This is a genomic window from Cobetia sp. QF-1, assembly GCF_002213105.1.
In the GTDB taxonomy this organism is placed as follows: Bacteria; Pseudomonadota; Gammaproteobacteria; order Pseudomonadales; family Halomonadaceae; genus Cobetia; species Cobetia crustatorum.
Genome location: NZ_NBVS01000005.1, coordinates 110,767 through 133,585 on the forward strand (window position 1 = coordinate 110,767; position 22,819 = coordinate 133,585).

Annotated in this window: 21 protein-coding genes and 1 pseudogene; 10 read left to right on the top strand and 12 right to left on the bottom strand. The window is 57.0% G+C overall.

Going from position 1 to position 22,819, the window contains the following annotated elements:
* The first annotated feature begins 91 nt into the window (after positions 1-91).
* Both CFN46_RS10990 and CFN46_RS10995 read left to right on the top strand, forming a co-directional pair.
* On the top strand, positions 92-1,237 hold the full coding sequence (locus CFN46_RS10990) for a histidinol-phosphate transaminase (protein ID WP_088743559.1): 1,146 nt from the start codon (positions 92-94) through the stop codon (positions 1,235-1,237).
* A 10-nt stretch (positions 1,238-1,247) separates the two neighbouring features.
* Positions 1,248-2,321 (top strand): DUF4105 domain-containing protein, encoded by a 1,074-nt coding sequence (locus tag CFN46_RS10995; protein ID WP_088743560.1) that lies wholly within the window; start codon positions 1,248-1,250, stop codon positions 2,319-2,321.
* An 18-nt stretch (positions 2,322-2,339) separates the two neighbouring features.
* Here the strand turns inward: CFN46_RS10995 and CFN46_RS11000 are convergent, their stop codons facing one another.
* A complete protein-coding gene (locus CFN46_RS11000) occupies positions 2,340-3,290 on the bottom strand; it encodes a YifB family Mg chelatase-like AAA ATPase (protein WP_369597146.1) in 951 nt (316 codons plus the stop codon).
* A 21-nt stretch (positions 3,291-3,311) separates the two neighbouring features.
* Here CFN46_RS11000 and CFN46_RS11005 point away from each other — a divergent pair, with 21 nt between their 5' ends.
* The gene (locus tag CFN46_RS11005) at positions 3,312-4,928 is read left to right on the top strand and encodes a recombinase family protein (protein WP_088743562.1); all 1,617 of its coding nucleotides are present in this window, start codon (positions 3,312-3,314) and stop codon (positions 4,926-4,928) included.
* Between the two features lie 218 nt (positions 4,929-5,146).
* Here the strand turns inward: CFN46_RS11005 and CFN46_RS11010 are convergent, their stop codons facing one another.
* A complete protein-coding gene (locus tag CFN46_RS11010) occupies positions 5,147-5,713 on the bottom strand; it encodes a recombinase family protein (RefSeq protein WP_088743563.1) in 567 nt (188 codons plus the stop codon).
* Positions 5,714-7,130: 1,417 nt separating this feature from the next.
* Between CFN46_RS11010 and CFN46_RS11015 the strand changes: the two genes are divergently transcribed.
* Positions 7,131-7,883: a hypothetical protein gene (locus tag CFN46_RS11015; RefSeq protein WP_088743564.1), complete on the top strand. Its 753-nt coding sequence runs from the start codon at positions 7,131-7,133 to the stop codon at positions 7,881-7,883.
* Between the two features lie 3 nt (positions 7,884-7,886).
* Here the strand turns inward: CFN46_RS11015 and CFN46_RS11020 are convergent.
* Positions 7,887-8,531 (bottom strand): annotated as a pseudogene (locus tag CFN46_RS11020) (magnesium chelatase domain-containing protein); the annotation flags it as partial.
* 935 nt (positions 8,532-9,466) lie between these two features.
* Here CFN46_RS11020 and CFN46_RS11025 point away from each other — a divergent pair.
* A complete protein-coding gene (locus tag CFN46_RS11025; protein WP_035159267.1) occupies positions 9,467-9,745 on the top strand; it encodes a hypothetical protein in 279 nt (92 codons plus the stop codon).
* 95 nt (positions 9,746-9,840) lie between these two features.
* Here CFN46_RS11025 and CFN46_RS11030 read toward each other — a convergent pair whose 3' ends face one another.
* The gene (locus CFN46_RS11030; protein WP_024951504.1) at positions 9,841-10,194 is read right to left on the bottom strand and encodes an accessory factor UbiK family protein; all 354 of its coding nucleotides are present in this window, start codon (positions 10,192-10,194) and stop codon (positions 9,841-9,843) included.
* A gap of 436 nt (positions 10,195-10,630) precedes the next feature.
* On the opposite strand from CFN46_RS11030, the gene CFN46_RS11035 reads away from it, so the two are divergent.
* From CFN46_RS11035 to glnK, 3 genes are all read left to right on the top strand, one after another.
* The gene (locus CFN46_RS11035) at positions 10,631-10,969 is read left to right on the top strand and encodes a P-II family nitrogen regulator (protein ID WP_024951505.1); all 339 of its coding nucleotides are present in this window, start codon (positions 10,631-10,633) and stop codon (positions 10,967-10,969) included.
* A 32-nt stretch (positions 10,970-11,001) separates the two neighbouring features.
* Entirely contained in the window at positions 11,002-12,249 is a 1,248-nt protein-coding gene (locus CFN46_RS11040) for an ammonium transporter (RefSeq protein WP_024951506.1), read from the top strand.
* A gap of 150 nt (positions 12,250-12,399) precedes the next feature.
* Positions 12,400-12,738 carry a P-II family nitrogen regulator gene (gene glnK, locus CFN46_RS11045; protein ID WP_024951507.1) on the top strand — a complete coding sequence of 113 codons (339 nt, stop codon included), beginning with the start codon at positions 12,400-12,402 and terminating at the stop codon, positions 12,736-12,738.
* Between the two features lie 142 nt (positions 12,739-12,880).
* Here glnK and CFN46_RS11050 read toward each other — a convergent pair whose 3' ends face one another.
* Complete coding sequence (locus CFN46_RS11050; RefSeq protein WP_024951508.1) at positions 12,881-13,657, bottom strand: ferredoxin--NADP reductase; 777 nt, start codon at positions 13,655-13,657, stop codon at positions 12,881-12,883.
* 274 nt (positions 13,658-13,931) lie between these two features.
* Here CFN46_RS11050 and CFN46_RS11055 point away from each other — a divergent pair, with 274 nt between their 5' ends.
* Positions 13,932-14,903 (top strand): LysR substrate-binding domain-containing protein, encoded by a 972-nt coding sequence (locus tag CFN46_RS11055; protein ID WP_088743566.1) that lies wholly within the window; start codon positions 13,932-13,934, stop codon positions 14,901-14,903.
* A gap of 150 nt (positions 14,904-15,053) precedes the next feature.
* Here the strand turns inward: CFN46_RS11055 and CFN46_RS11060 are convergent, their stop codons facing one another.
* On the bottom strand, positions 15,054-15,482 hold the full coding sequence (locus tag CFN46_RS11060) for a host attachment protein (RefSeq protein WP_088743567.1): 429 nt from the start codon (positions 15,480-15,482) through the stop codon (positions 15,054-15,056).
* Between the two features lie 317 nt (positions 15,483-15,799).
* Between CFN46_RS11060 and CFN46_RS11065 the strand changes: the two genes are divergently transcribed.
* Positions 15,800-16,333: a hypothetical protein gene (locus CFN46_RS11065; protein ID WP_024951511.1), complete on the top strand. Its 534-nt coding sequence runs from the start codon at positions 15,800-15,802 to the stop codon at positions 16,331-16,333.
* Positions 16,334-16,481: 148 nt separating this feature from the next.
* Here CFN46_RS11065 and CFN46_RS11070 read toward each other — a convergent pair whose 3' ends face one another.
* The 6 genes from CFN46_RS11070 to CFN46_RS11095 form a co-directional block, all read right to left on the bottom strand.
* A complete protein-coding gene (locus CFN46_RS11070; protein WP_035159270.1) occupies positions 16,482-17,210 on the bottom strand; it encodes an amino acid ABC transporter ATP-binding protein in 729 nt (242 codons plus the stop codon).
* A 76-nt stretch (positions 17,211-17,286) separates the two neighbouring features.
* Positions 17,287-18,411: an amino acid ABC transporter permease gene (locus tag CFN46_RS11075; RefSeq protein ID WP_035159272.1), complete on the bottom strand. Its 1,125-nt coding sequence runs from the start codon at positions 18,409-18,411 to the stop codon at positions 17,287-17,289.
* A 10-nt stretch (positions 18,412-18,421) separates the two neighbouring features.
* Positions 18,422-19,612: an amino acid ABC transporter permease gene (locus CFN46_RS11080; RefSeq protein WP_024951514.1), complete on the bottom strand. Its 1,191-nt coding sequence runs from the start codon at positions 19,610-19,612 to the stop codon at positions 18,422-18,424.
* Positions 19,613-19,852: 240 nt separating this feature from the next.
* Positions 19,853-20,878: an amino acid ABC transporter substrate-binding protein gene (locus CFN46_RS11085; RefSeq protein WP_024951515.1), complete on the bottom strand. Its 1,026-nt coding sequence runs from the start codon at positions 20,876-20,878 to the stop codon at positions 19,853-19,855.
* 404 nt (positions 20,879-21,282) lie between these two features.
* A complete protein-coding gene (gene speE / locus CFN46_RS11090) occupies positions 21,283-22,146 on the bottom strand; it encodes a polyamine aminopropyltransferase (RefSeq protein WP_088743568.1) in 864 nt (287 codons plus the stop codon).
* 272 nt (positions 22,147-22,418) lie between these two features.
* A complete protein-coding gene (locus CFN46_RS11095; protein ID WP_088743569.1) occupies positions 22,419-22,790 on the bottom strand; it encodes a VanZ family protein in 372 nt (123 codons plus the stop codon).
* Positions 22,791-22,819 lie beyond the last annotated feature (29 nt).

Here is a 22,819-nt window from a genome sequence, read left to right on the forward strand (position 1 = left end):
ATGCGCCAACGGCCAGCTTCCTGACGTGCCTGTTTTTCTGACACGCCTCTTTGTTCTGACATACCCACCGTTATCATTTTTCGGAGCCCACATGACCACCGCTCGATCCCGCCGCTTTCTTGCCCACCTTTATCAGGATGGGCCACATAACCCGTTCCCCGGCATCAAGGCGCTGGAACGCAGACTGGGCCACTCGCTGCCATATCAATATGGGTCCAATGAAGGCCTGGATATGCCGCATCGCGAACTGAGCGGCGCGCTGGGCAGTGCACTGGCAGGCCTGAGTCGCAGTTACTCCGACGCCGATGCCTGGCAGTTGCGTCAGCAGCTGGCGGTGCACCTCTCTATTTCCATGGGAAGCTTGTTGGTAGATGCCGGTGCCGACAGTCTGCTGGCCTTGGCCATTAGGGCGACTGTCACTGTCGGTGAGCGTGTCGTGACCAGCGCTGGCACCTATCCGACCCTCGCCTACTTCGCCCGTGCTCAGGGTGCTGAAGTCATCGAAGTCCCTTACTCGGAAGCCTTCGCGGATGCGGCCAATGATGGGCAGTTAGCCCCCGATCTCGCGGCACTGGCTGCTGCAGCGCATGAACACGATGCGCGCATCGTCTACCTCGCCAACCCTGACAATCCCAGTGGCCATCTGCATACCGATGCTGCTGTTCGTACATTGCGCGATGCTCTTCCGGAGCACTGCAGTCTGCTGCTCGACGAGGCCTATCACGACTTCCGTGATGACGCCGCTACCGCAGACAGTGCACCGATGACGGCCACCTTCCGCCTGCGAACCTTCTCCAAGGCCTATGGGCTGGCAGGCTTGCGCCTTGGCTTCATGATCGCAGATCCTGCCGACATCGCTCTGCTGATGAAGGTACGGATTCACTATGCGGTCAGTGCGCCAGCACTGGCAGCTGGCGAACTGCTGCTGTCACATCCTGATGAAGCAGCAGCTCACGTGACAAGCGTCATTGAGGTGCGTGAGCGCTTGGCAGCACATCTACGCTCGTTCGGTGGCGAGGTGCTGCCTAGCGCAACCAATTTCATCTGCGTTCGCCTCAAGAGCGCCGAACAGGCAGCGCAGGTTCAGCAGCTGTTGCTGTCTGAAGGCGTGCTAATCAATCGTCCGCCACACCCCGCACTTGGCCACATACTGCGCATTTCAACACTGGAAGACAGTTTGGTGCCGGGACGCCTGACTCACCTGGAACACGCCATTCAGGAAACCCCAAGCGCATGAGACTGATCATATGAGCCTTGTGAGCGGTATCGTGCGCGCCGCACTCAGCATCACCATGCTGGGTGCGGCAACCTGGCTCACTCCTGCGCTGTGGTTCCGATTACCAGGGCCGGAGGTACTGCGTATCGGTATCGCGGTACTGGTTGGCACGCTGGCACTGCTCTGCGTCGTGGCACTGTGGTGGCCTCAAGCCAGCACACTTCGCTGGCGGTTGGCAGGGAGCTATCTGATGCTGCTGGTCGCCAGCCTGGCGTGGTGGCACAGCATTGCGCCGCAAGCCGATCGCGACTGGGCAGAAGAGGTTGCGCATCTGGTCGAGGGACGTGTGATTGAAGGGCAGGAAAGCCAGACTCAGCCAGATGTAGGACACTCACGCGGCGCTGTACTGCATCTCGATCACGTGCGTAATTTTGAATGGCATACGCCAGAAGACTTCACGCCACATTGGGAGTCGCGCGACTATCCCTTGGATGAACTGACCTCCGTTGACCTGCTCACCAGCCACTGGATGGGGCCACAGATCGCCCACACCCTCGTCAGCTTTGGCTTCGCCGATGGTCGCTATCTGGCCTTTTCGGTGGAGATCAGAAAAGAAAGCACCGAAGTGTTCTCGACACTGGGCGGAATGTTCAAACAGTACGAACTGGCGGTGATTGCCGCCGACGAGCGCGATATCGTACGGGTGCGCAGCAACGTGCGCGGTGAGGAAGTGCACCTCTATCGGGTACAGATGCCGCAGGAAATGATGCGTGAGCTGCTGCTGGCCTACGTGGACGAGGCCGAGACATTGCGCACCCAACCTCGTTTCTACAACACTGCTTTCAGCAACTGCACTACGCTGGTCTACGCGATGATGACGCGCCTGACAGATGGCTTGCCTCTCGACTACCGCCTGCTGCTCTCCGGCTACCTGCCAGAATACGTCGCGGATCAGGGCGCGCTCAGCGATACCGCGCCCTTCGCCGAGCTGAAAGCCAGGAGCCTGATCAACCCCGCGGCACTGGCCGCAGACCAGCAGCCGGATGGTGACTTCTCGCGCTTGATTCGCGAAGGCATCCCCGGCGCGGACCGGCCATCTTTCTAGACGCGAACCCTGCTCGTGTTACGCAGAACGTCGCTCTGGCCCAGCCCCGGGGCGCGCAGGGTCACGCCCCATCATGCGATCCAGCTGTCGGTAACCGATAGCCTCCATCAGCTGGGCTCGCTGCACTCCCTCCTGCGCAATCAGATCACTTAACGTCAGCGCGACACGCAGCACGCGGTGGTAGGCGCGCGCCGAGAGATTCAGTCGCGACAGCACGCCAGCCAGCCATTGCCGCTCGGCATCATCGAGCTGACAGGCAGCCTCCAGGTCCGGCGTACTCAGGTGTGCATTGAGCCCTCCTCGTGCCAACTGGCGAGTACGCGCGGCCAGTACGCGGGCGCGCACCACTTCAGAGCCCTCACCGGGAGTCGCCGACGTCAGTTCTTCCGCTGGCAATCCCGGCACCTCGACCTGCAGATCGATACGATCCAGCAACGGACCAGATAAGCGGGCCTGGTAGCGCTGAATCTGCCCGGGCGTACAACTACAGTTGCGACGCGAGTCTCCCAGATAGCCACAGGGGCAGGGATTCATCGCCGCGACAAGCTGAAAGCGCGCTGGGAAGCGACGCTGATGACTGGCACGGGAGATCAAGATCCGGCCACTTTCGAGCGGCTCCCTCATTACCTCCAATACCCCCCGATCAAACTCCGCCAGTTCGTCCAGAAACAGCACCCCGTGGTGGGCAAGCGAAACTTCGCCTGGGCGCGGCTTTGAACCACCGCCCACCAGAGCCACCCCGCTGGCAGTGTGATGCGGTGCGCGGAAAGGTCGCTGCCCCCAGCGCTCCATGATCGGCAGACCACACACCGAACGCACCGCCGCCACCTCCAGCGCTTCGTTTTCGCCCAACGGCGGCAGAATGCCCGACAGACGACTGGCTAGCATCGTCTTGCCAGTACCCGGTGGACCTGCAAAAAGCAGGTTGTGACCTTGAAGACCTACAATGTAGGCTGCCGCCATCAACACACGCAGTAACAGAGCTGAGTCATGACCACCGAGCAGCCCAAAGCCCCAGCCATCAAGGCTTACAGCTACCTTCGCTTCTCCACACCAGAGCAGATGAAGGGTGACAGCTTCCGAAGACAGACCAAGCTAGCCAAGGACTACGCCCAGAAGCTCGGCCTCACACTGGACGATCACAGCTTCCACGATCTAGGCATCTCCGCTTACCAAGGCAAGAACAGACAGACAGGCTCACTAGGGATCTTCCTCCGTGCTGTAGAGGACGAGATCATCGCTGAAGGCTCCTACCTGCTAGTGGAGTCACTCGACAGGATCTCCCGACAGTCAGCCCACAGAGCCGCCAGCGTCCTGAGCAGCATCTGCGAGATGGGTATCAACGTCGTGACCTTGTTCGATGGGAGGGTCTACAGCGCCGAGACCCTAGAGCAAGACCCAATGACCTTCATGATGGCTGTGCTCACCTTCCAGAGAGCCAACGAGGAGTCAGCCACCAAGGCCAAGCGGCTTCGCTCTGTGTGGGAGAGCAAGAGGAAGATGATCGCTGAGGGGAAGCCTGTACGCCTCACCTCTCGCGCTCCTCAGTGGCTCAAGCCATCCGATGACGGTGTGAGCTTCGACATCATCCCTGAGCGTGGCGAGGTGGTCAGGAACATCTTCAAGTGGACACTGGAAGGCACAGGCAAGCAGTCCATCGCTGCGAGGCTCAACAGGGAAGACGCTCCGATCTTCGGTAGAGGGAAGCTGTGGCACACCAGCTACGTGAGCAAGATCCTCACCAACACTGCCACCTACGGAACACTCACTCCCTTCACCAGCCGTGCCGACAGGAAGGAGCACAGGGAAGCCTGTGAGCCAATCGAGGGCTACTACCCAGCGGTGATCGACAGGGAGACCTTCGAGGCTGTCCAGATGCTCAAGGCCAGTGCTTCCCCGAGGAGAGGACGACATTCATCGTCACCAGTACAGAACATCGTTGGTGGCATAGCTGTCTGCCCTCTGTGTGATAGCAGGATGATCAGGGTCACTAAGAACAAGGCCAAGGGATGGGTCTACCTCGTCTGCCACCGAGCCAAGCAAGGAGCTGGCTGCGTCTACAACGCTGTGAGAGTGGACATGGTCGAGCCAATCATCCAAGACAATATCTCCTTCCTTACTGCTCAGTGCCCTGTTGGTGACGATGACTTCGATGAGCGCTTCGATAGCCTCAATGGTCAGCTTGAAGGTGTGGAGGAGCTGATTCACAACGTCCTTACCTCTATCGAGAACGGCCTTGATCCGAGCAAGTACCCTGCCATCGGTGAGCGTCTCACTGCCCTACAAGAGCAACAGGAAGCCCTCAAGGAAGAGATCGATCAGATGGGGCAACAAAGGATCAGCTTCAACAATGACGTGGCTCAGAGACGAGCACAGAAGCTAGAGGCAGCAGTACGAGAACACTGGAATGACAAGGCACAGATCAACACGCTCATGCGTGGGTGCTTCTCCAAGGTGGTCGTCGACTTCACCACTGGAGGGCTGATGTTCCACTGGCAACAAGGCGGTGAGACTGAGCTGATATACACCTTCCTTGATAGCGAATGGGTAGACCCTACAGAAGCCTCACAGAAGCCACATGAGAGGCATATCACCTCTCCTGCATAAACACTCATCTTCGTACACCTAGAGCCTCTCAGCGTCTGTGTGAGCCACTGTGGAGCATGTGTGTCTACAGGCGCTGTCTCTGGGATGTGTTATCACAAAAATACATCTACCCACTGCTGTTCTCTGATGCAAAAAGCCATCCCTGCGAGTCGTCACAAGGATGGCCAGGATGTTAAGCGGATAGCCCTACTACTGCCGTTCTACAGCTGCCCTACTGCTCAGCCCTTCGCTGTCCTACAGGCACGCTTCACTGATGCCGTTGAGATGTCGAAGTGCTCTGCTGTGGCCTTGATGCTGGCGCTGTTCTCACTACGCCACTGAGCCACCTGAGCGTCATCGATGGTCTTCTCTCTGCCCAGCGCTCGACCCTCAGTCCTCGCCCGTTCGATCCCTGCCATCTGCCGCGCCTTGATGTTGCTCCTCTCCAGCTCAGCCATACCGGCGAGCATTGTCAGCATCATCTTTCCCATGGGCGTTGAGAGATCGAAGCCTTCACGAGTCGAGATCACAGCGACTTCCTTCGCGGCCAGCGCTTCGACTGTCTCCAGCACGTCGATGGTGTTACGGCCAAGGCGATCAATCGCATAGACCACGACGGTGTCACCCTTGCGCACGTACTGGAGGAGCTTGCTCAGCCCTTCACGTTGCTCTGCCTTGATCGCTCCCGAGGTTGCCTCATCGGTGAACCACGTATCGATCTTGTACTTCTCCTCGATGGAGGCTCGCTGTGTGGCTGTGGTCTGGTCGTCAGTGCTAACGCGCAGGTAGGCGATGGTTGCTGCCATGGTTGGTTACCTTCCTTGGTGGATCACAATCTATGGCTCAATACTATGGGTGGCTCAGTGGTACGTCAAACACTATTGATCCATGATGATGGTAACTCCCCAGCATAGCTCTCAGGGTGTACCTTCTGATCTAAGCTGACGGCAGGGCTGGCGGGCGTGACGGACAGAGGGAACACGGCGAGGAGTAGCGAGGCTCTCGGCTTGGCTGGCTGGTGGCTATCGAAGGCTTTTGTTCTTTTAGGAGAGGAGCAGCGAGGCTGGCTGGCGGCAAAGTCAGGATATCCTGACTAAGCGAGAAGCAGTGAGAGCAACGAGGCTGGTTGGAAACTTAGAAAATCCTAAGTTAGCAAGAGGAGCAGCAACGAGGCTGGCTGGTAGGTAATGCGTGAAATCCCGCGTTAGCGAGGGAAGCAACGAGGCTGGCGATGAACAAGCACAGTGTCAGGCCATGGGTGGGTGGCTAACGACGAACGAAGGCGGGGCTAACGGGGTAGCTATGCGCGTTCCCCCCCATAGATATCGGCTCAGAGATGTGCGCCAAAAAATAGGCCGGTGCCAACGGTGAGTGAGTCCGTAAGCATCCGACCTAGAGATGTTCGATGTGCTGTTCTTCTGGTGCTGCTGCGCTGTGATGCCCGCCAGCTGGGGCTGAGAGGCGTCGCTGTGTGAAATCCATGAGAGATCCTGGGCCTTCGCCTTGCCGATTGAGCGAGAGAGCGCGAGTGGTGAGCCTTCAAGGCCGTCTTGAGCCGAGGCTGTTGGCTGTCGCTGTGCTGTCGGTGCGTTGCCGGTGAGTGGTGGGATCATCCAATACCACCTTCCCTCGATGGAGCCTTTCTCTCTGGGCCGAGTGTCAGCCAAGCGAAGCGCTCACTGTTGGACTCACTGAGAGAAGCTCATGAGAGGTATATACATGGAGGGTGATACATCCCACAGAGGCACTAAGAGACAACTAAGAGGTGAACTAACAGAGGGACTAGTAGAGGGACTCATAGCTGTACCTATAGATAGGCAAACAGGGGGGCTTTCTGTTTCCCCCATGAATGGGCACTAATCGCTAGCTCACGTCTCACGGGCGTCTCAGAGGTGGTCTCATAGGCGGTCTCAGCGTTGGCTCAGGAGTGGGTATGCATAGGGATGGTATCGTCCATAGCTAGCTCACAGAGGGGCACACAGGGAGGCTCACAGAGGGGCACAGTGGGAGAAGCGAAGCGCTCTTCTCCATGAATGGGCACGAATCGACAGTCACTGTGTGGCGCTGTGTGGAGCCATGAGAGTTGATAATCCTTACCTGCCCAATCACACCAGCCATGGCATAGTGAAGCTCAGAGAGGCGCACAGAAGCTCTCAGCGGATAGCAGACCAGACAGCCTGACAACAAGGCTGCTCATAGAATCGCCAAGGGAAGAAGAAGCTCATGGAAGAGAAGCTCAAGCGGCTGAAGCAGTTCAACAGCAAGTCGAAACAGTCTAGCCAGCGCAAGGAATGTAAGTGGTGCAAGAAAGAGATCCTGAAGGAAGCGTCGATATGCCCAAGCTGCCAGCAACCACAGAGCAAGGCGCATCGCTACCTAGACAAGCGAGTCCCCATAGGTATAGCAATGATCTCGGTGCTTCTTTCGGGCTACTCGCTTTACGTCTCCTATAACCCTCCACCCGCAGAACCCAAGATCGGTGCCAGTACTCGGGTATCCGGCGTAGATAAGTTCCAGCTCCTAATCTACAACTATGGCAATGCTCCTACTCTATTGAGCTGGATAAGACTCAAGGTATCTCTCTTAGATGAAAATAATGTTCGTCGCACAGCTTACGCCGCACAGATGCTCGAAGACCCTATCGTCCTCCAAGTCGGCTCCTCTCCAGAGCTGCTCACCGTGGAGTATGAACGGTTCAGCCCGTACATAGGCTTCTCAGGTAACGAACATGCGATCACCACACGATCCTTATCCAAGCTAACTCCCTACTCCATATTTGATTACCAAGCTAATGATATTGAGTGTGAGCTACTCCTTCAGCATACATCCGTAACTTCTCCACACCTCACAGAAACACCGATCTCCCTCAACTATCAGAACTGTTCGTATGCAATGCGATGGCTAGCCAGCACCAAAGGAGTGGCTATAGGAGAGGCAGTACAAGAAACCAGCGAGAATAGGTCTCCAGACACATAACGCTAGCAGATTGTGGCCGCCAGCCGCCGCGATCTCCAACGCACGTCGTGCCTGATGTTGCCCGCGCACCTCGCTGAGGTCTGGTTCCGGCAGTCGCGCCTGAGGCGTCACCGCACACACATGCGGCGTGATGCGCTCACGCCCCAGCAAATGAGCGACCAATTCCAATAGATGCCCCACCGCCAGCACTTCCAGCTGGTCTGCCAGTGCAGCCTCATCAGCATTCGCCATCGGCACCACCAATGCGCGCCCTGCTCTGCGACAACATAGTGCGGCGGGCAGTACGCCAGTCACGGGACGAATACTGCCATCCAGTGCCAACTCGCCAAGGCATTCCAGTTGAGCCACCGCTTCTTCGGGTATCTGCCCTGATGCCACCAGAATGCCAAGTGCGATCGGCAGGTCAAAACGACCGCCCTCCTTGGGCAAATCAGCTGGCGCTAGGTTGAGCGTGATGCGACGCGCTGGAAACTCGAACCCCGCATTGAGCAGCGCACTACGGACGCGCTCGCGACTTTCTTTCACCGCCGTTTCCGGCAGCCCGACAATCGATAGCCCCGGCAGCCCATTGGAGAGATGTACCTCAACCTGAACTTCTGGTGCCTCGAGACCGAGCGATGCTCGCGTGCGCAGCATTGCCAATGACATGAGCCTTCCCTTGCGTGATGCCGTCGCTACGTTGCACGGCGAGAGCGAAGCAGGGCATGTGCCCTCCGATATACCAGGACACTTACGTCACCCAGCCTCACAAGCATGGCAAAGCTCATGCTGATAAGAACCCTGCTGACTCAACGCTAGCCAAAACTCAATCAATGCCAGAACCCCGCTCAATATCAGAACACTGCTTCTGCTAACAGATAGCAGGCAAAATTGACGTGATACACACGTGACCTATTCTGAATAACTCATCGTTAGCGTAAATTCGCTTACGACTGCAAATATTGTCGTTACTGAATACGTAATGAATAAACCGACTGTGGATAACATTACATAAAGATATGAATTGTTCTTTTTACAGCGCTCAAATACCCATCAATTCCTCATGACAACAGCCTGAAAGACTAGTGATTTGAGGTGATTTTCGACTAGAGCCTCAACTAGGACGCTCATCAGCCTTTCAGAAAGATTCCAAAGGACGAAATATCAACGGAATGCACCTCAAAAGAACATCTCCGTAGCCGAACGTGATTGGTTGTCGAGGCGGTAATTTCTTTAAGAGCCATGATTTAACCTGCCATCAGCCATTAAACCCTCAAGAAATGGCGCCATTTTTTCTCTCGCACAGAAATATCTCCTCGAGCGAGCGTGTCCCTGCCATGCTTTAGTCCTTGCACCAGCTTGGCGACGTCAATGCGCCTCGTTTTCCATTTCTACCTCATCAAGCGCATCGTCCCCCAAAGGTGCACCGCGACAGTGCCTATCTGGACAGCTGCTGGTATATTTGACCGGCTTTTCTAACCATATGGTCAGGTAAGCCGCCAAGCTGTCTCACGGAATGTCGCTCTAGCGCGGCAGAGAATCGTCCAACCCACGGAAGGGCCAGCCATTCAGGGCGACTTTGGCTTGTTTCAGGAGCAATACCCATGCAAGACATGCTTGCCCCGCTGGCATCCTTTGCAGATGTCATTGGCATGCTGGGCACCACCCTGGTGGTCGGTGCCTTCTTCATGCTGCAGATAGGCAAACTCGATGCCCGCAGCCTGACCTATAATCTGGCGAACCTGAGTGGCGCCGTTCTGCTGCTCATCAGTCTGTGTATCAACTTCAATCTGGCCAGTTTCGTGATAGAAATCTTCTGGATCGTGGCCTCGATAGTGGGGCTGGTACGCTGGATGCTGGGGACGCGCCCGCACGCCGCCTAGCGGATGACGCGACCTGCAGATACGAAAAAGCCGCCACACCCTGAGGTGTGGCGGCTTTTTTCATCCCGATGGCATGCCGAACTGCGGCTCAGACTTCACGCATCACGCTGACGCTCGACTTCTGCAGCGTGGCTTGCGCTTTCTTCGCCTGCAACCGGTGTACAACTGTCTTCATCCGCAGTTTGCATACCTGTCACCAGTCCCTGCTTTTCCAGCAGCGATTCTAGCGCAATGACCTGCTTTTCCAACGACTCGACACGGCTACGCGTACGCGTCAGCACATCCATCATGATGTCGAAGTCTTCCCGCGATACCAGCTCCATACGATCAAAGGCACTGCGCATCACCCCCTGCACAGACTTCTGCAGCTCCTCCGGGCCATGAGAGGCATCTTGCAGGCGCTCACCAATTTGCTGGGCCATCCGCCCGATGACGTCATTCTTGAACATGCTTCACCTCAGACGTTGCGTGCCGATCGCCTGATGCCATCAGGGTCGACGCGGTAAAAAGGACACCCCCCTGATATATGGAGCGCCGGTTCTTGCTACAAGGATACGCAACCCGCTCGCAAGTCGCATGTTCAGAACACACATCATGCCCGCACGCCTTCTGATGACCCTCTCAGATGACTCCCTCTGCACCATATTAGCGTTACCCCCTACGTCGAAAGGCGCAAGGTCAGCACCAAAACAGTGCGCCCTTGAGGGCATGCTCATTCGCCTCTTTTCTTCGTCGCGGAAATGGGCCGCTCTCAGTCAATGCAACTGAATGAGTTAAAAGGTCTTTTCGCCAAATGGCACGCCTCCTGCGATGCACTTGGCAAGAACAAGGCACTTTGGAGTTGTGCTTCAGACAGATCATTCAGGTAGCGAACGGGGGCAGCACATGAAACTGATCACCGCCATCATCAAACCCTTCAAGTTGGACGACGTGCGTGAAGCGCTGGCAGATAACGGCGTTCAAGGCATTACCGTCACCGAGGTGAAGGGCTTCGGTCGGCAAAAAGGGCATACCGAGCTCTATCGCGGCGCTGAATACGTCGTCGACTTTCTTCCCAAAGTGAAGATTGAAGTGGCAGTCGATGACAGTGATGCAGAGAAGGTACTGGACGCCATCACCCAAGCGGCCAACAGCGGCAAGATTGGTGACGGCAAGCTGTTCGTCACTCCTCTGGATGATGTCATTCGTATCCGTACCGGTGAACGCGGCGCCGACGCTGTCTGATCACCGCGCACAATAATAAAGGAGAATCCCGCATGAACGAGATCATCGAGGTCAAGTACGCACTTGATACCTTCTACTTCCTGGTCTGTGGCGCACTCGTGCTGTGGATGGCCGCCGGCTTCGCCATGCTGGAAGCTGGCCTGGTACGCGCCAAGAACACCACGGAAATTCTGACCAAGAACGTGGCTCTGTTCGCCATCGCCTGCACCATGTACATGGTGGTCGGCTATCACATCATGTACTCAAGCCCTGAAGGCGGTTTCCTGCCGAATCTGGGCTTCTTGATCGGCGCCGAGAATACTGCAGAAGACGCGCTCGCTTCCGGTGGCGACATTTACTATAGCGCCCGCTCCGACTTCTTCTTCCAGGTCGTGTTCGTAGCGACCGCCATGTCCATCGTTTCCGGTGCCGTTGCTGAGCGCATGAAGCTGTGGGCCTTCCTGTTGTTCGCCGTGGTCATGACAGGCTTCATTTACCCGGTGCAGGGCTACTGGACCTGGGGTGGCGGCTTTTTGAGCGAAGCGGGCTTCAGTGACTTCGCCGGCTCCGGCATCGTGCACATGGCAGGCGCTTCCGCCGCACTGGCAGGCGTGCTGCTACTGGGCGCTCGTCAGGGCAAGTACGGCAAGAATGGTGAGATTAATGCCATCCCGGGCTCCAACCTGCCACTGGCAACCCTGGGCACCTTCATCCTGTGGCTAGGGTGGTTGGGCTTCAATGGCGGCTCCGAGCTAGTGCTATCCAACATCGATGAGGCCAATGCAGTCGCGCAAGTCTTCGTCAACACCAATGCTGCTGCCTCTGGTGGTGTCATCGCCGCCCTGGTGCTCGCTCGCCTGTGGTTCCGCAAGGCGGATCTGACCATGGCCCTCAACGGCGCACTGGCTGGCCTGGTCGCCATCACTGCTGGACCACTGACGCCGAGTATCGGTGAAGCTACGCTGATCGGGGCTGTCGGTGGTCTGCTGGTCGTGTTCGCTATCGTCGGCCTCGACAAGCTGAAAATCGATGATCCGGTCGGTGCCATCTCCGTCCACGGCGTCGTCGGCCTGTGGGGCCTGATGGCAGTACCGCTGACCAATAGTGATGCTACCTTCTCCGCACAGCTGCTGGGCGCCGCTACCATCTTCGCTTGGGTGTTCTTCGCAAGCCTGGTGGTATGGATGATCATCAAAGTCACCATGGGCCTGCGCGTCACTGCAGAAGAAGAATACGAAGGCGTGGATCTGGCAGAATGTGGTATGGAGGCTTACCCGGAATTCACCTCCAGCCGCAAGTAATCCAAGTCAGATGCTCACACGCACTCAAAAGACTCCCGCCATATGGCGGGAGTCTTTTTTCCTGATCGAATAAGCGGTGTATGCTTGAGCCATAGGCTGGCGTGGCGAGCAGGGCGTCGTCACCCGCACCATCACCCAAGGAGAGACACGATGAAACTGGTCACTGCCATCATCAAGCCATTCAAGCTCGACGACGTGCGCGAGTCCCTGTCGGAGATCGGCGTGCAGGGCATCACCGTGACCGAGGTCAAGGGGTTCGGCCGTCAGAAAGGGCACACTGAGCTATACCGTGGTGCCGAATACGTGGTCGACTTCCTTCCCAAGGTGAAGCTCGAGGTCGCGGTTGACGACGCCATGATCGATTCAGTCATCGAAGCCATCACCAATGTCGCGAACACTGGCAAGATCGGCGACGGCAAGATCTTCGTTTCACCGCTGGAGCAGGTCATTCGCATCCGTACCGGCGAAACCGGCAAGGACGCCGTCTAACGCCACGTTCTCGGAGCAGACACCTGTACTCTGATATTTCATGGCCAGACAAAAAAACCGCAGGCCAATGGCCTGCGGTTTTTTTGTGCTATCCGACAACTTACTTCTCAATCGTTACTGTTTGACTACCAGTTCTCGATCATCACTTCTCGACAAAGGCACGCTCAATCACGTAATCACCCGGCACGCCCATCTTCGGTGAGATGGCAAAGCCACGGGTATCCAGCATGGCACTGATGTCGTCCAGCATCGCCGGGCTGCCACAGATCATGGCGCGGTCACGCTTCGGGTCCAACGGCGGCAGACCAATATCTTCGAACAGCTTGCCGCTTTCCACCAGATCAGTGATACGACCCTGATTGCGAAACTCCTCGCGGGTCACTGTCGGGTAGTAGATCAGCTTCTCCGCGATATCTTCACCAAGATATTCGTGCTTCGGCAGCTCTTGCGCGATCACATCGGCATAAGCCAGCTCAGAGACGTGACGCACACCGTGCATCAGAATGATCTTGTTGTAGCGCTCATAGGTCTCCGGGTCCTGAATGACGCTCAGGAAGGGCGCAAGGCCCGTACCGGTGGAGAACAGGTAAAGGTTCTCACCCGGTAGCAGATCATCCAGTACCAGCGTGCCTGTCGGCTTGCGGGACACCATGATCTGATCGCCCGGCTTGAGGTGCTGCAGGCGAGAAGTCAGCGGGCCGTCCTGCACCTTGATGGAGAAGAATTCCAGGTGCTCTTCGTAGTTCGGGCTGGCAATCGAATAGGCGCGCATCAGTGGCTTGCCTTCGACTTCCAGACCAATCATCACGAACTGGCCGTTCTTGAAGCGCAGGCTATCTTCACGCTGTGTGCGGAAGCTGAATAGCGAGTCATTCCAATGATGGACGTCGATGACTTCTGTCGTGGTCAGGCTGCTCACTTGATGCCTCCCGGGGCACTGCCCCTCAAATTCAATATTCACTATTGGAATAAACAAATAACAGCTTATGACCCAATGAACTATGCGACGATTGTAGTCACTTGCGGGTTATGCGTTAAATGGTTTATCTGGATATAGGTTATCTATTTTATCAATATTGATTGCGAATGAATCTTATTTCAACCTTGTGATGGCAATAAACCTTCCGTAACGGCGATTTCTCGCGTTGCGCCCGTCACCACACTATCTACCTACGTGCGTCATAGGAGGCAAAATGCGCTACAGCCTGCGTCAGCTGGCCGTCTTTGTCGCCGTGGCTCGCCACGACAACGTGTCATTGGCCGCCGAAAGCCTGGCCATGTCGCAATCCGCTGCCAGCACGGCATTGGCAGAGCTGGAGCGTCAGTTCGACTGTCGGTTATTCGATCGTCACGGCAAGCGTCTGCGCCTCAATGGGCTGGGACGCGAGCTGCTGCCCAAAGCCATCGCGCTGCTCGATCAAGCCGAAGAGCTTGAGCAACTGCTCGGGCAGCAAGACGCGACTGGCTCACTGGAAATTGGCGCCACACTGACCATCGGTAACTATCTCGCACCACAGATCATCGGCAGCTTTCTGACCCAGCACCCCGCAAGCCGCGTCGAGCTGCACGTACACAACACACATCAACTGATCGACAAGCTGGTGAACTTCGAGCTCGATATCGGCCTGATAGAAGGGGAGGTAGAACATCCGCTGCTGGAAGAGGCGCACTGGGTCAGCGACCGATTGAGCATCTTCTGTGCGCCCTCACACCCACTAGCGCAGGGGCTGGCGCAGGGACTGTCCCAAGAGGGCATCACCCTGGACCGACTACTCGCCACCCGCTGGATCATGCGTGAGAGAGGCTCCGGCACGCGCAGCACCTTTGAGCAGGCCTTGCGCCCGCACCTTGACGGCCCATCGACCAGTGTCGCCCAGCGGCTCGACATCATGCTGGAGCTGGAGCATACCGAGGCCATCAAGCGCGCAGTAGAAGCCGGCCTGGGCATTGGGTGCATCTCTCGTCTCGCGCTGCGTGACGCCTTCCGGCGTGGCAGCCTGATCGAGATTCCCACGCCCTGGCTGGAGCTCACTCGCGCCTATCGCTTCGTGCATCACCGTGACCGCTTCATCACCCAAGCCATGCGCGAGTTTGTCGCAAGTTGTCGTACATTGAGCGGCTCTGCCTCGCGCAGTGACGAGATCGTACTCCCACAGGTGTTGTAAATCAGCTATTTACAAGAGAGTGAGTACCCACATACAAAACACTACCGAGCGACTGCTCGGTAGTGTTTCTAACATGCTATCCGAAGACTCAAGCCTTCTCTCGATGGCTAACATGCATGCTAGCCACTCATTACTTATAGCGTTCAGTAGTCAGTGCCGGAAGCCAGTAAAGCGCGCCTTGATCTGGTCTGCACTCTCATGGGAAAGATCCTTGTCGAGCGTCTCAATGACTAGCTTGGCCACCGACTTGTCTAGCTTGTCACGCAAGACACCGAGAAAGCTGGGAGCCGCTGCGATAATCAGTTCATCAAACTTGCCGCCATTGGCGGCCTGCTTGAGATAATGAGCCACCTCTTTGGCGAAGAAAGCCTGATGTTTATCGGAGGTGGCGCCGTCATCACCTGTCTGGTGGAGACTTCCGTGTCCACCACTGGACTCACCCTTACCGCCGGTTCTCAAGTCGCCAGTATGCTGACGACTCTCTGGATGGACGAGGCTTTCCACTTCGGTGATCTTACCAGCAGTACGGGCAAAAACACGGGCACGAGCGGCATCGGCAGCAACGATGTAAGTAACCATTTACACACTCCCTATCTCTTGCGAGGCGTTAGTGATGAAGCAGGTAACAACTCTCTTTCGCGTTCATTAAAAGGACATGCTGCCGACACAGCACACATTCAACCCCGAAGAATGTCCCCCCCCCCCATTTGCTAGCCAGACTCACAACACGTACAGAACCAGTTCGCCATCACGCCAAGCCGCCGACACCAACGTCGCCGCTCCCGGACATGACGTAACTGGCGGAGTGCGTGCTAACATCCGCCCATCGCCAGCTTCGGCCTGCTTTCTACCCTCTGGCCCTATTCATCTCGCTGTTATTTCCCGGAGAATTTCCGATGCGCAATCTACTCCTGATGCGCCACCCGCTGCCCCGCCGCGTGCTGGTCACTGCTCATCTCATGCTTCAGTTGGGCCTGCTAGCTGCCGCTACTGGCTGGACTCTGCAGCACCTCACGCCGATCGGCCCTGATAACTCGCTACTGGTCCAATGGCCGGTACTGGCACAGGGTATCGGCGGCTTTCTGCTGGCCTTCGTGCTGATTCGCCTGTTGTTCGAGCTGATGATGTCGCCCCACCACTTGGTAAGCGCACGCGGCTCCCTTCCGACACTGGATGCCGCAGCGCTGGTCACTCGCTCTATTTCACGCCGTCCCGCAGTGCATGACAACGATGATAGCTGGGTTGGTAAGCCGCGCAGCGTTACCTGGCCACGTGAAGGCGAGGAAGTACCGACGGAGCCCAGCCCTGCGACTGCCGCACCGCGTACGACGGCTCCAGCCAAGCCTCAGGAACCGAGTCTGGGTAACGATACTGAGTTACCTACAACGGTGGACGAGCAACCTACTAGTCGCACCGAGCCCAGCCTATAAAGGCCAATCAAGTATGTGGCCACTCACTTACTTGATTGTTTTTTCACCATGGAAAAGCCCCGCGTGAAATTCACGCGGGGCTTTTTGCTTTTCAGCGCACACCAGGTGCAGCTGATATGGCTCTTCTTGGCTTGGGGCTTGGCTTGGATCAGTGCCCCAATATCTGACTCAGGAACAACTGGGTACGCTCCGATTGAGGATTGTTGAAGAACGGTTCGGGTGCGTTCTCCTCAATGATCTGCCCCTGATCCATGAAGATGACCCGATCTGCCACTGTCTTGGCGAATCCCATCTCGTGGGTCACACACAACATGGTCATGCCTTCATTGGCGAGCTCAACCATGACATCCAGCACTTCCTTGATCATTTCCGGATCCAGCGCTGAGGTCGGTTCATCGAACAGCATCACTTCCGGGCTCAGGCATAGCGAGCGCGCAATCGCCACTCGCTGCTGCTGGCCTCCTGACAGCTGACCGGGAAATTTATGCGCCTGGTCAGCGATACGTACGCGCTCCAGATACTGCATCGCTTCAGCCTCAGCTTCCTTGCGCGGGCGCTTTTGTACCCAGATCGGGGCCAGGCAGCAGTTCTCCAGCACTGTCAGATGCGGGAACAGATTGAAGTGCTGGAACACCATGCCGACGTTACGGCGGATCGCTTCGATCTGCTTGATGTCCTGGGTCAGCGGCATGCCATTGACCACGATATCGCCTTCTTGGTGTTCCTCGAGATGATTGATACAACGGATCATCGTCGACTTGCCCGAGCCTGATGGCCCGCAAATGACGATACGCTCACCCTTGCGCACGCTCAGGTTGATATCGCGCAGTACGTGGAAGTCGCCGTACCACTTGTTGAGTCCCTTGAGTTCGATCATCGGGCGCTCGTTGTCAGTGGTGTTATCTCGGGAAGCGGTTGTTGTTGTCATGATAAGAGTTTCCTTGGCGCCGTGATCAGCGCTTCTTGTGACCGGTATGCAGCAGGCGCTCGAGATACTGGCTGTAGCGAGACATGCTGAAACAGAAGACCCAGAAGATCAGCGCCACGAAGGCGTACCCCTCGATGGAATATCCCAGCCACTTGGGATCCGCCAAACCAGCCTGCACGATGGCCAGCAGGTCAAAGAGCCCAATAATCAGTACTAGCGAGGTGTCTTTGAATAGAGCAATGAAGGTATTCACGATGCCGGGAATCATCAGCTTGAGTGCCTGAGGCAACACAATCAGCCCCATGTTGCGCCAATAGCCCAATCCCAAGGCCACACCCGCTTCCGTCTGCCCATTGGGAATCGCCTGCAGGCCGCCACGTACTACCTCAGCCATATAGGCACTCTGGAACAAGGTAATACCGATCAACGCGCGTACCAGCTTGTCCAGATTGACTTCGCCTGGTACGAACAGTGGCAGCATCACCGAGGCCATGAACAGCACGGTGATCAGCGGCACGCCGCGCCAGAACTCGATGAACACCACGCAGATGCTCTTGACGATCGGCATGTCGGAGCGGCGTCCCATCGCCAGCAGAATCCCCATCGGTAGTGCCGCCACGATGCCGACAACCGCCAGCACCAGCGTCAGCATCAAGCCACCCCACTCGTGGGTACCCACTACCTCAAGCCCAAAGCTGCCACCGTGCAACAGGAAGAAGGCAATGAAAGGGAACACCGCCAGCGTGGCAATGGCGACCAGCCCTTTGACAGGCATGTTCGGAATTGCCAACCAGGCCACCAACGCTGCGAAGATGGCAAAGACGATATCGACTCGCCAGGTCAGCTCTTCTGGATAGAATCCATAGATGAACTGATCGAGGCGTGCACTGATGAAGACCCAGCAGGCGCCTTCACCCGTGCAATCGGCACGTGTCGTTCCACTCCAGTTTGCATCGATCAATGCCCATTGCAGGCTAGGCACGATCAGCAGATAGATGAGATAGCACGCGAATAGGGTAAACAGCGTGTTGATCGGTCCGGCAAATAGATTGGTACGTAGCCAGGCAATCGTCCCGATGCTGTCGCTCGGTGCCGAGCGTGCATCGATCATTTTTTCGGTAACCCGTGAAGGGGTCTTTTCAATCGACATGGGCAGACCCTCAGCGCTCGACCAACGCCATACGGGCGTTGAACCAGTTCATGAACATGGAGACCAGCAGACTGATGGTCAGATATACCAACATCGTCATGGCTATGACTTCGATGGCCTGACCGGTCTGATTGAGCGTGGTGCCGGCAAATACCGAGACCAGGTCCGGGTAGCCAATGGCAGTCGCCAGCGACGAGTTCTTGATCAGGTTCAGGTACTGGCTGGTCAGCGGCGGAATGATGACGCGCAGTGCCTGTGGCACGACCACCAGACGCAGCGTCATGCTGTTTGTCAGTGATAGCGCACGCGAGACCTCTGTCTGTCCATGCGGTACTGCCTCGATGCCTGAACGCACAATTTCAGCAATGAAAGCAGCGGTATAGACCGACAGTGCCACCCATAACGCGAGGAATTCAGGAACAACCGTAATACCGCCACGGAAGTTGAAGCCCTTGAGCTCCGGCAGCTCCCACGTCAACGGCATTCCCATGACCACAAAGACCAGCAGCGGTACGCCGATGATAATCCCCAGTGAGATCCAGCCAGCCGGTAGACGCTGCCCTGTCTGGGCCTGACGCTGACGATTCCAGTAGATGAAGACGCCGCTGGCCACGATAGCCAGTACAAAGACCGCCAGCACGACGGAGAAGCCTGCTCCTGCGATCGGCGCTGGCACATACAGCCCGCGCACGTTGAGGAAAATAGCCTCACCCAGCGATAACGAACCTCGTGGGCTAGGCAGCGCCCGCAAGACCGCGAAGTACCAGAAGAAGATCTGTAGCAGTAGCGGGATATTGCGGAAAATCTCGATATAGACCGCAGCCAGCTTGGAGATAAGCCAGTTGGGCGATAAACGGGCGACCCCCATGACGAAACCAATCACGGTCGCCGCAATCACGCCCAAGGCCGAGATAAGCAGGGTATTGAGCAGGCCGACGATAAAGGTATCGCCGTAGGTGGACTGCTCGGAATAATCGATCAGGCTTTGCAGAATGCCGAAGCCTGCGGTGTTATCAAGAAACGCAAAGCCGGTGGTGATACCACGGCTTTCAAGATTGGTCAGGGTGTTGCTGACGATCAGCGCCAGCACTCCGAACACGCCTCCCAGCATCAACAGCTGAAAGATCAGTGCTCGCTTGGCCGGGTCACGCCAGAAAGGCGGTTTGACCTTGGCCGGCGGGCGAGAAGCAGGGTGTGTCATACAGGCAATCTCCGCCGGAAAGCTATGTGACTTCTGCCTGCCACCCTGTCGAGCGGCAGATCAGTTATCTCTCAGCACTCGGTGAATGGCTCAAACGGTCACGATGGGTAAGGCAGGCGGTGCCTTAATGACGCTGGCCAGGGAAGATAGCTTGGCGGCCATCTCTCCCTGGCCAGCGTCCTTGCTCAGCCTGCTGCACAAGACAGAGAATCCACTTCACGTCATGAAGCGGTCTGTGGATCAGCGAACCGGCGGAGCGTACTGGATGCCACCGTTACTCCACAGGGCGTTCAAGCCACGCTCGATATTCAGCGCGGAACCGGTACCGACGTTGCGCTCAAACATCTCACCGTAGTTACCAACTTGCTTGATGACCTGATAGGCCCAGTCAGCCGGCAGCCCCATGGCCTCGCCATAGTTGCCATCGGCACCGACCAGACGCGCGACATTGGGATTGGTATCCGACTTCTTGGCTTCGATGTTGTCGGAGGTCAGGCCCATCTCTTCGGCGTTGATCTGAGCGAACAGAGTCCATTTCACGATGTTGAACCACTGATCATCGCCTTGGCGAACAACAGGCCCCAGCGGTTCCTTGGAGATGACTTCCGGCAGTACCATCGCGGCAGCCGGATCAGCAAGCTTGATACGCAGGGCGTAAAGCTGGGACTGATCGGAGGTCAACACGTCACAACGGCCAGCTTCAAAGCCCTTGACGGTCTGATCGGAGGTATCGAAAACGACCGGCTCGAACGTCATGTCATTGAGGCGGAAGTAGTCAGCCAGATTCAACTCGGTGGTGGTACCGGACTGGATGCAGATTGCCGCGCCATCCAGCTCTTTGGCACTGGCGACACCCAGGTCCTTGCTGACCATGAAGCCCTGACCGTCGTAATAGTTCACACCGGCGAAATTAAGGCCCAATGAAGTATCGCGCGTGGCGGTCCAGGTGGTGTTGCGTGACAAGACATCGATCTCGCCGGACTGTAGTGCAGTGAAACGTTCCTTGGCCGTCAGCGGTATATAACGCACCTTGCTGGCGTCGCCCAGTACCGCGGCAGCCACACCACGGCATACATCGACATCGAGACCCTGCCAGTTGCCGGCATCATCCGGTGCCGAAAAACCCGGCAAGCCGGTGCTGACGCCACACTGGACAAAACCCTTCTCCTTGACGCTATCCAGAGTCGCTGCGCTGGCACCACTGGCCACGGAGGCAGCCAAGAGGGCAGCACTCGCGATCAGCAGTGGCTTTTTATTGTTATGCATCATGAATCCCTCGCGTATGTCTGGGGTCCGCTCGGAAATCTCTCCGATACGGATGTAGTGCAATGCTATGCATGGCACCCCTCGACAATAGCAAGCCGCGTTCCAATTTCCGCCTATCGCGTAATTCACTACGTTCAACGCTTGAAAAACACCTGAAGTCCAGTGAAAAAGGCCAAAGCTGATAAAGGAGGCCATAGATCGTATGGCATGATTGGCGCGTAGATGGTGCCGTTATACGACGTGTTCGCTTCATATCGGTGCAAAATAAAAACGGCCGTTTCATGACGAAACGGCCGCTTGGGCTCTTCTAATAGTGCTCAATCAGGCAGCTGCGACCAATGTCTCAACCTGCCTGCATCAACGCTGACACGCCTGGAGGCATACTAAATGCCTCTGAAAATCGATCATTTTTCCAGCAGGCGCTGCATGAAGGGCGGTAACACCAGTGCGGCACGATGACCTTCAACTGTGTAGAAATCGCGCGCGAACGTCGCCGCAGCAGCGTCTTCTTCACGGAAGGCTTTTACATCACAGCCCTTGCCAGCGAGCGTGCAGCTCCACCAGCCGGACGGATACACCGGCTGCGGGAACGGCAGTGTCGCGACGCTATCAAAACCGGCCTCGCCCATGTCGTTGCGCAGGTCCTTGATGATGGAGTCGGTGTGATACAGCGGCGACTCGCTCTGCTGCACCATCAGACCACCCTGCTTGAGGATGCGGTGACAACGCTTGAGAAAGTCGGTCTTGAACAGGCCTTCCGCTGGGCCAACCGGATCCGTGGAATCGACGATCAGCACGTCGATGCTCTCGTCCGGGCAGTTGTCGACCCACTTGACGCCATCCTCGAACAGCAGCTCGGCACGCGGGTCATCATTGGACTCGACCAGCGCCGGGAAGAACTGCTCGGAGGCACGCGTGACCGCCGGATCGATATCGATCTGCGTCACCTTCTCCACGCCCGGGTGCTTGAGCACCTCGCGCAGGGTGCCACAGTCGCCCCCCCCGATGATAACGACACGCTTGGGGGCCGCGTGGGTGAACAGTGCCGGATGCGACATCATCTCGTGATAGAGGAAGTTGTCGCGGTCGGTCAGCATCACGCAGCCGTCCAGCACCATCAGATTGCCGTAGGTCTCGGTGGCATAGACCTCAAGGTGCTGATAAGGCGTCTGCTCGTCATGCAGCTTGTGGCTGACCTTGAGCGAAAAGGCGCTGCCGTGGCGGTCGAAGATTTCGGTGAACCAGGAGCCATCGAGATGTTCGGTCATGAGAACCCTCACAAGGGATATCGGGAGTCGGATATCAAGGTATGAATAAGAGGACGGGACATCAGACCCTCAAGGCCTGAATCATCGACGCACGCGTCATCGGGCGATGCAGTCCTGATCAATCAACAGGACTCAGGCGCAGCACCATAGCCAAAGACACGCGGAGTGGAAAGAGCTTGTGCACGATCTCGAGGCACTGGGGCTGACGCGCGATGACCAACGACACACCCGCCAGGCCTCTTCTGGCGGGTAGAGGCCTGGCACACGGCCCGTCACAGGCGGCTCAGGCGCGCCATCAGACGTCCGCCCAGGTGGCAGCCAAGCCCGGCAAGAATGCCGAGGAAATCCGCCAGCGCATCCAGCACTTCTGCCCCACGATAGGGAATCAAGAGCTGCAGACATTCGATACCGACACCCAGCAACAGCAGTGCCGGCAGAATAATCAGGCTGGAAATTCCCGATAGCCGTGTCATCAGCGCGAGTAGAACAAAAGCCGAGAAATGCTGCAGCTTATCCCACGGGAAGGTCTGCTCCGGATGCGGCTCGCCCGGAGAGAGCGTGCCGAAAAGGATCAGCAACAGGCATAGCAGCGCCACGAACGCCCAGCCACGGCGAGGAACGAGGCGCTGCGCAACAGGTGTCACTTACGCTTTTCTCTCTGCATCAACGCCAT

Bases quoted from the DNA above. Each gene is read 5' to 3' on its own strand.
- CFN46_RS10995 (WP_088743560.1), top strand. From the start codon at position 1,248: ATGAGCCTTGTGAGCGGTATCGTGCGCGCCGCACTCAGCATCACCATG.
- CFN46_RS11005 (WP_088743562.1), top strand. From the start codon at position 3,312: ATGACCACCGAGCAGCCCAAAGCCCCAGCCATCAAGGCTTACAGCTAC.
- CFN46_RS11085 (WP_024951515.1), bottom strand. From the start codon at position 20,878: ATGCATAACAATAAAAAGCCACTGCTGATCGCGAGTGCTGCCCTCTTG.
- CFN46_RS11035 (WP_024951505.1), top strand. From the start codon at position 10,631: ATGAAACTGATCACCGCCATCATCAAACCCTTCAAGTTGGACGACGTG.
- CFN46_RS11065 (WP_024951511.1), top strand. From the start codon at position 15,800: ATGCGCAATCTACTCCTGATGCGCCACCCGCTGCCCCGCCGCGTGCTG.
- CFN46_RS11055 (WP_088743566.1), top strand. From the start codon at position 13,932: ATGCGCTACAGCCTGCGTCAGCTGGCCGTCTTTGTCGCCGTGGCTCGC.
- CFN46_RS11030 (WP_024951504.1), bottom strand. From the start codon at position 10,194: ATGTTCAAGAATGACGTCATCGGGCGGATGGCCCAGCAAATTGGTGAG.
- CFN46_RS11080 (WP_024951514.1), bottom strand. From the start codon at position 19,612: ATGACACACCCTGCTTCTCGCCCGCCGGCCAAGGTCAAACCGCCTTTC.
- speE (WP_088743568.1), bottom strand. From the start codon at position 22,146: ATGACCGAACATCTCGATGGCTCCTGGTTCACCGAAATCTTCGACCGC.
- CFN46_RS10990 (WP_088743559.1), top strand. From the start codon at position 92: ATGACCACCGCTCGATCCCGCCGCTTTCTTGCCCACCTTTATCAGGAT.
- CFN46_RS11070 (WP_035159270.1), bottom strand. From the start codon at position 17,210: ATGATCGAACTCAAGGGACTCAACAAGTGGTACGGCGACTTCCACGTA.
- CFN46_RS11015 (WP_088743564.1), top strand. From the start codon at position 7,131: ATGGAAGAGAAGCTCAAGCGGCTGAAGCAGTTCAACAGCAAGTCGAAA.
- glnK (WP_024951507.1), top strand. From the start codon at position 12,400: ATGAAACTGGTCACTGCCATCATCAAGCCATTCAAGCTCGACGACGTG.
- CFN46_RS11075 (WP_035159272.1), bottom strand. From the start codon at position 18,411: ATGTCGATTGAAAAGACCCCTTCACGGGTTACCGAAAAAATGATCGAT.
- CFN46_RS11025 (WP_035159267.1), top strand. From the start codon at position 9,467: ATGCAAGACATGCTTGCCCCGCTGGCATCCTTTGCAGATGTCATTGGC.
- CFN46_RS11010 (WP_088743563.1), bottom strand. From the start codon at position 5,713: ATGGCAGCAACCATCGCCTACCTGCGCGTTAGCACTGACGACCAGACC.
- CFN46_RS11040 (WP_024951506.1), top strand. From the start codon at position 11,002: ATGAACGAGATCATCGAGGTCAAGTACGCACTTGATACCTTCTACTTC.
- CFN46_RS11060 (WP_088743567.1), bottom strand. From the start codon at position 15,482: ATGGTTACTTACATCGTTGCTGCCGATGCCGCTCGTGCCCGTGTTTTT.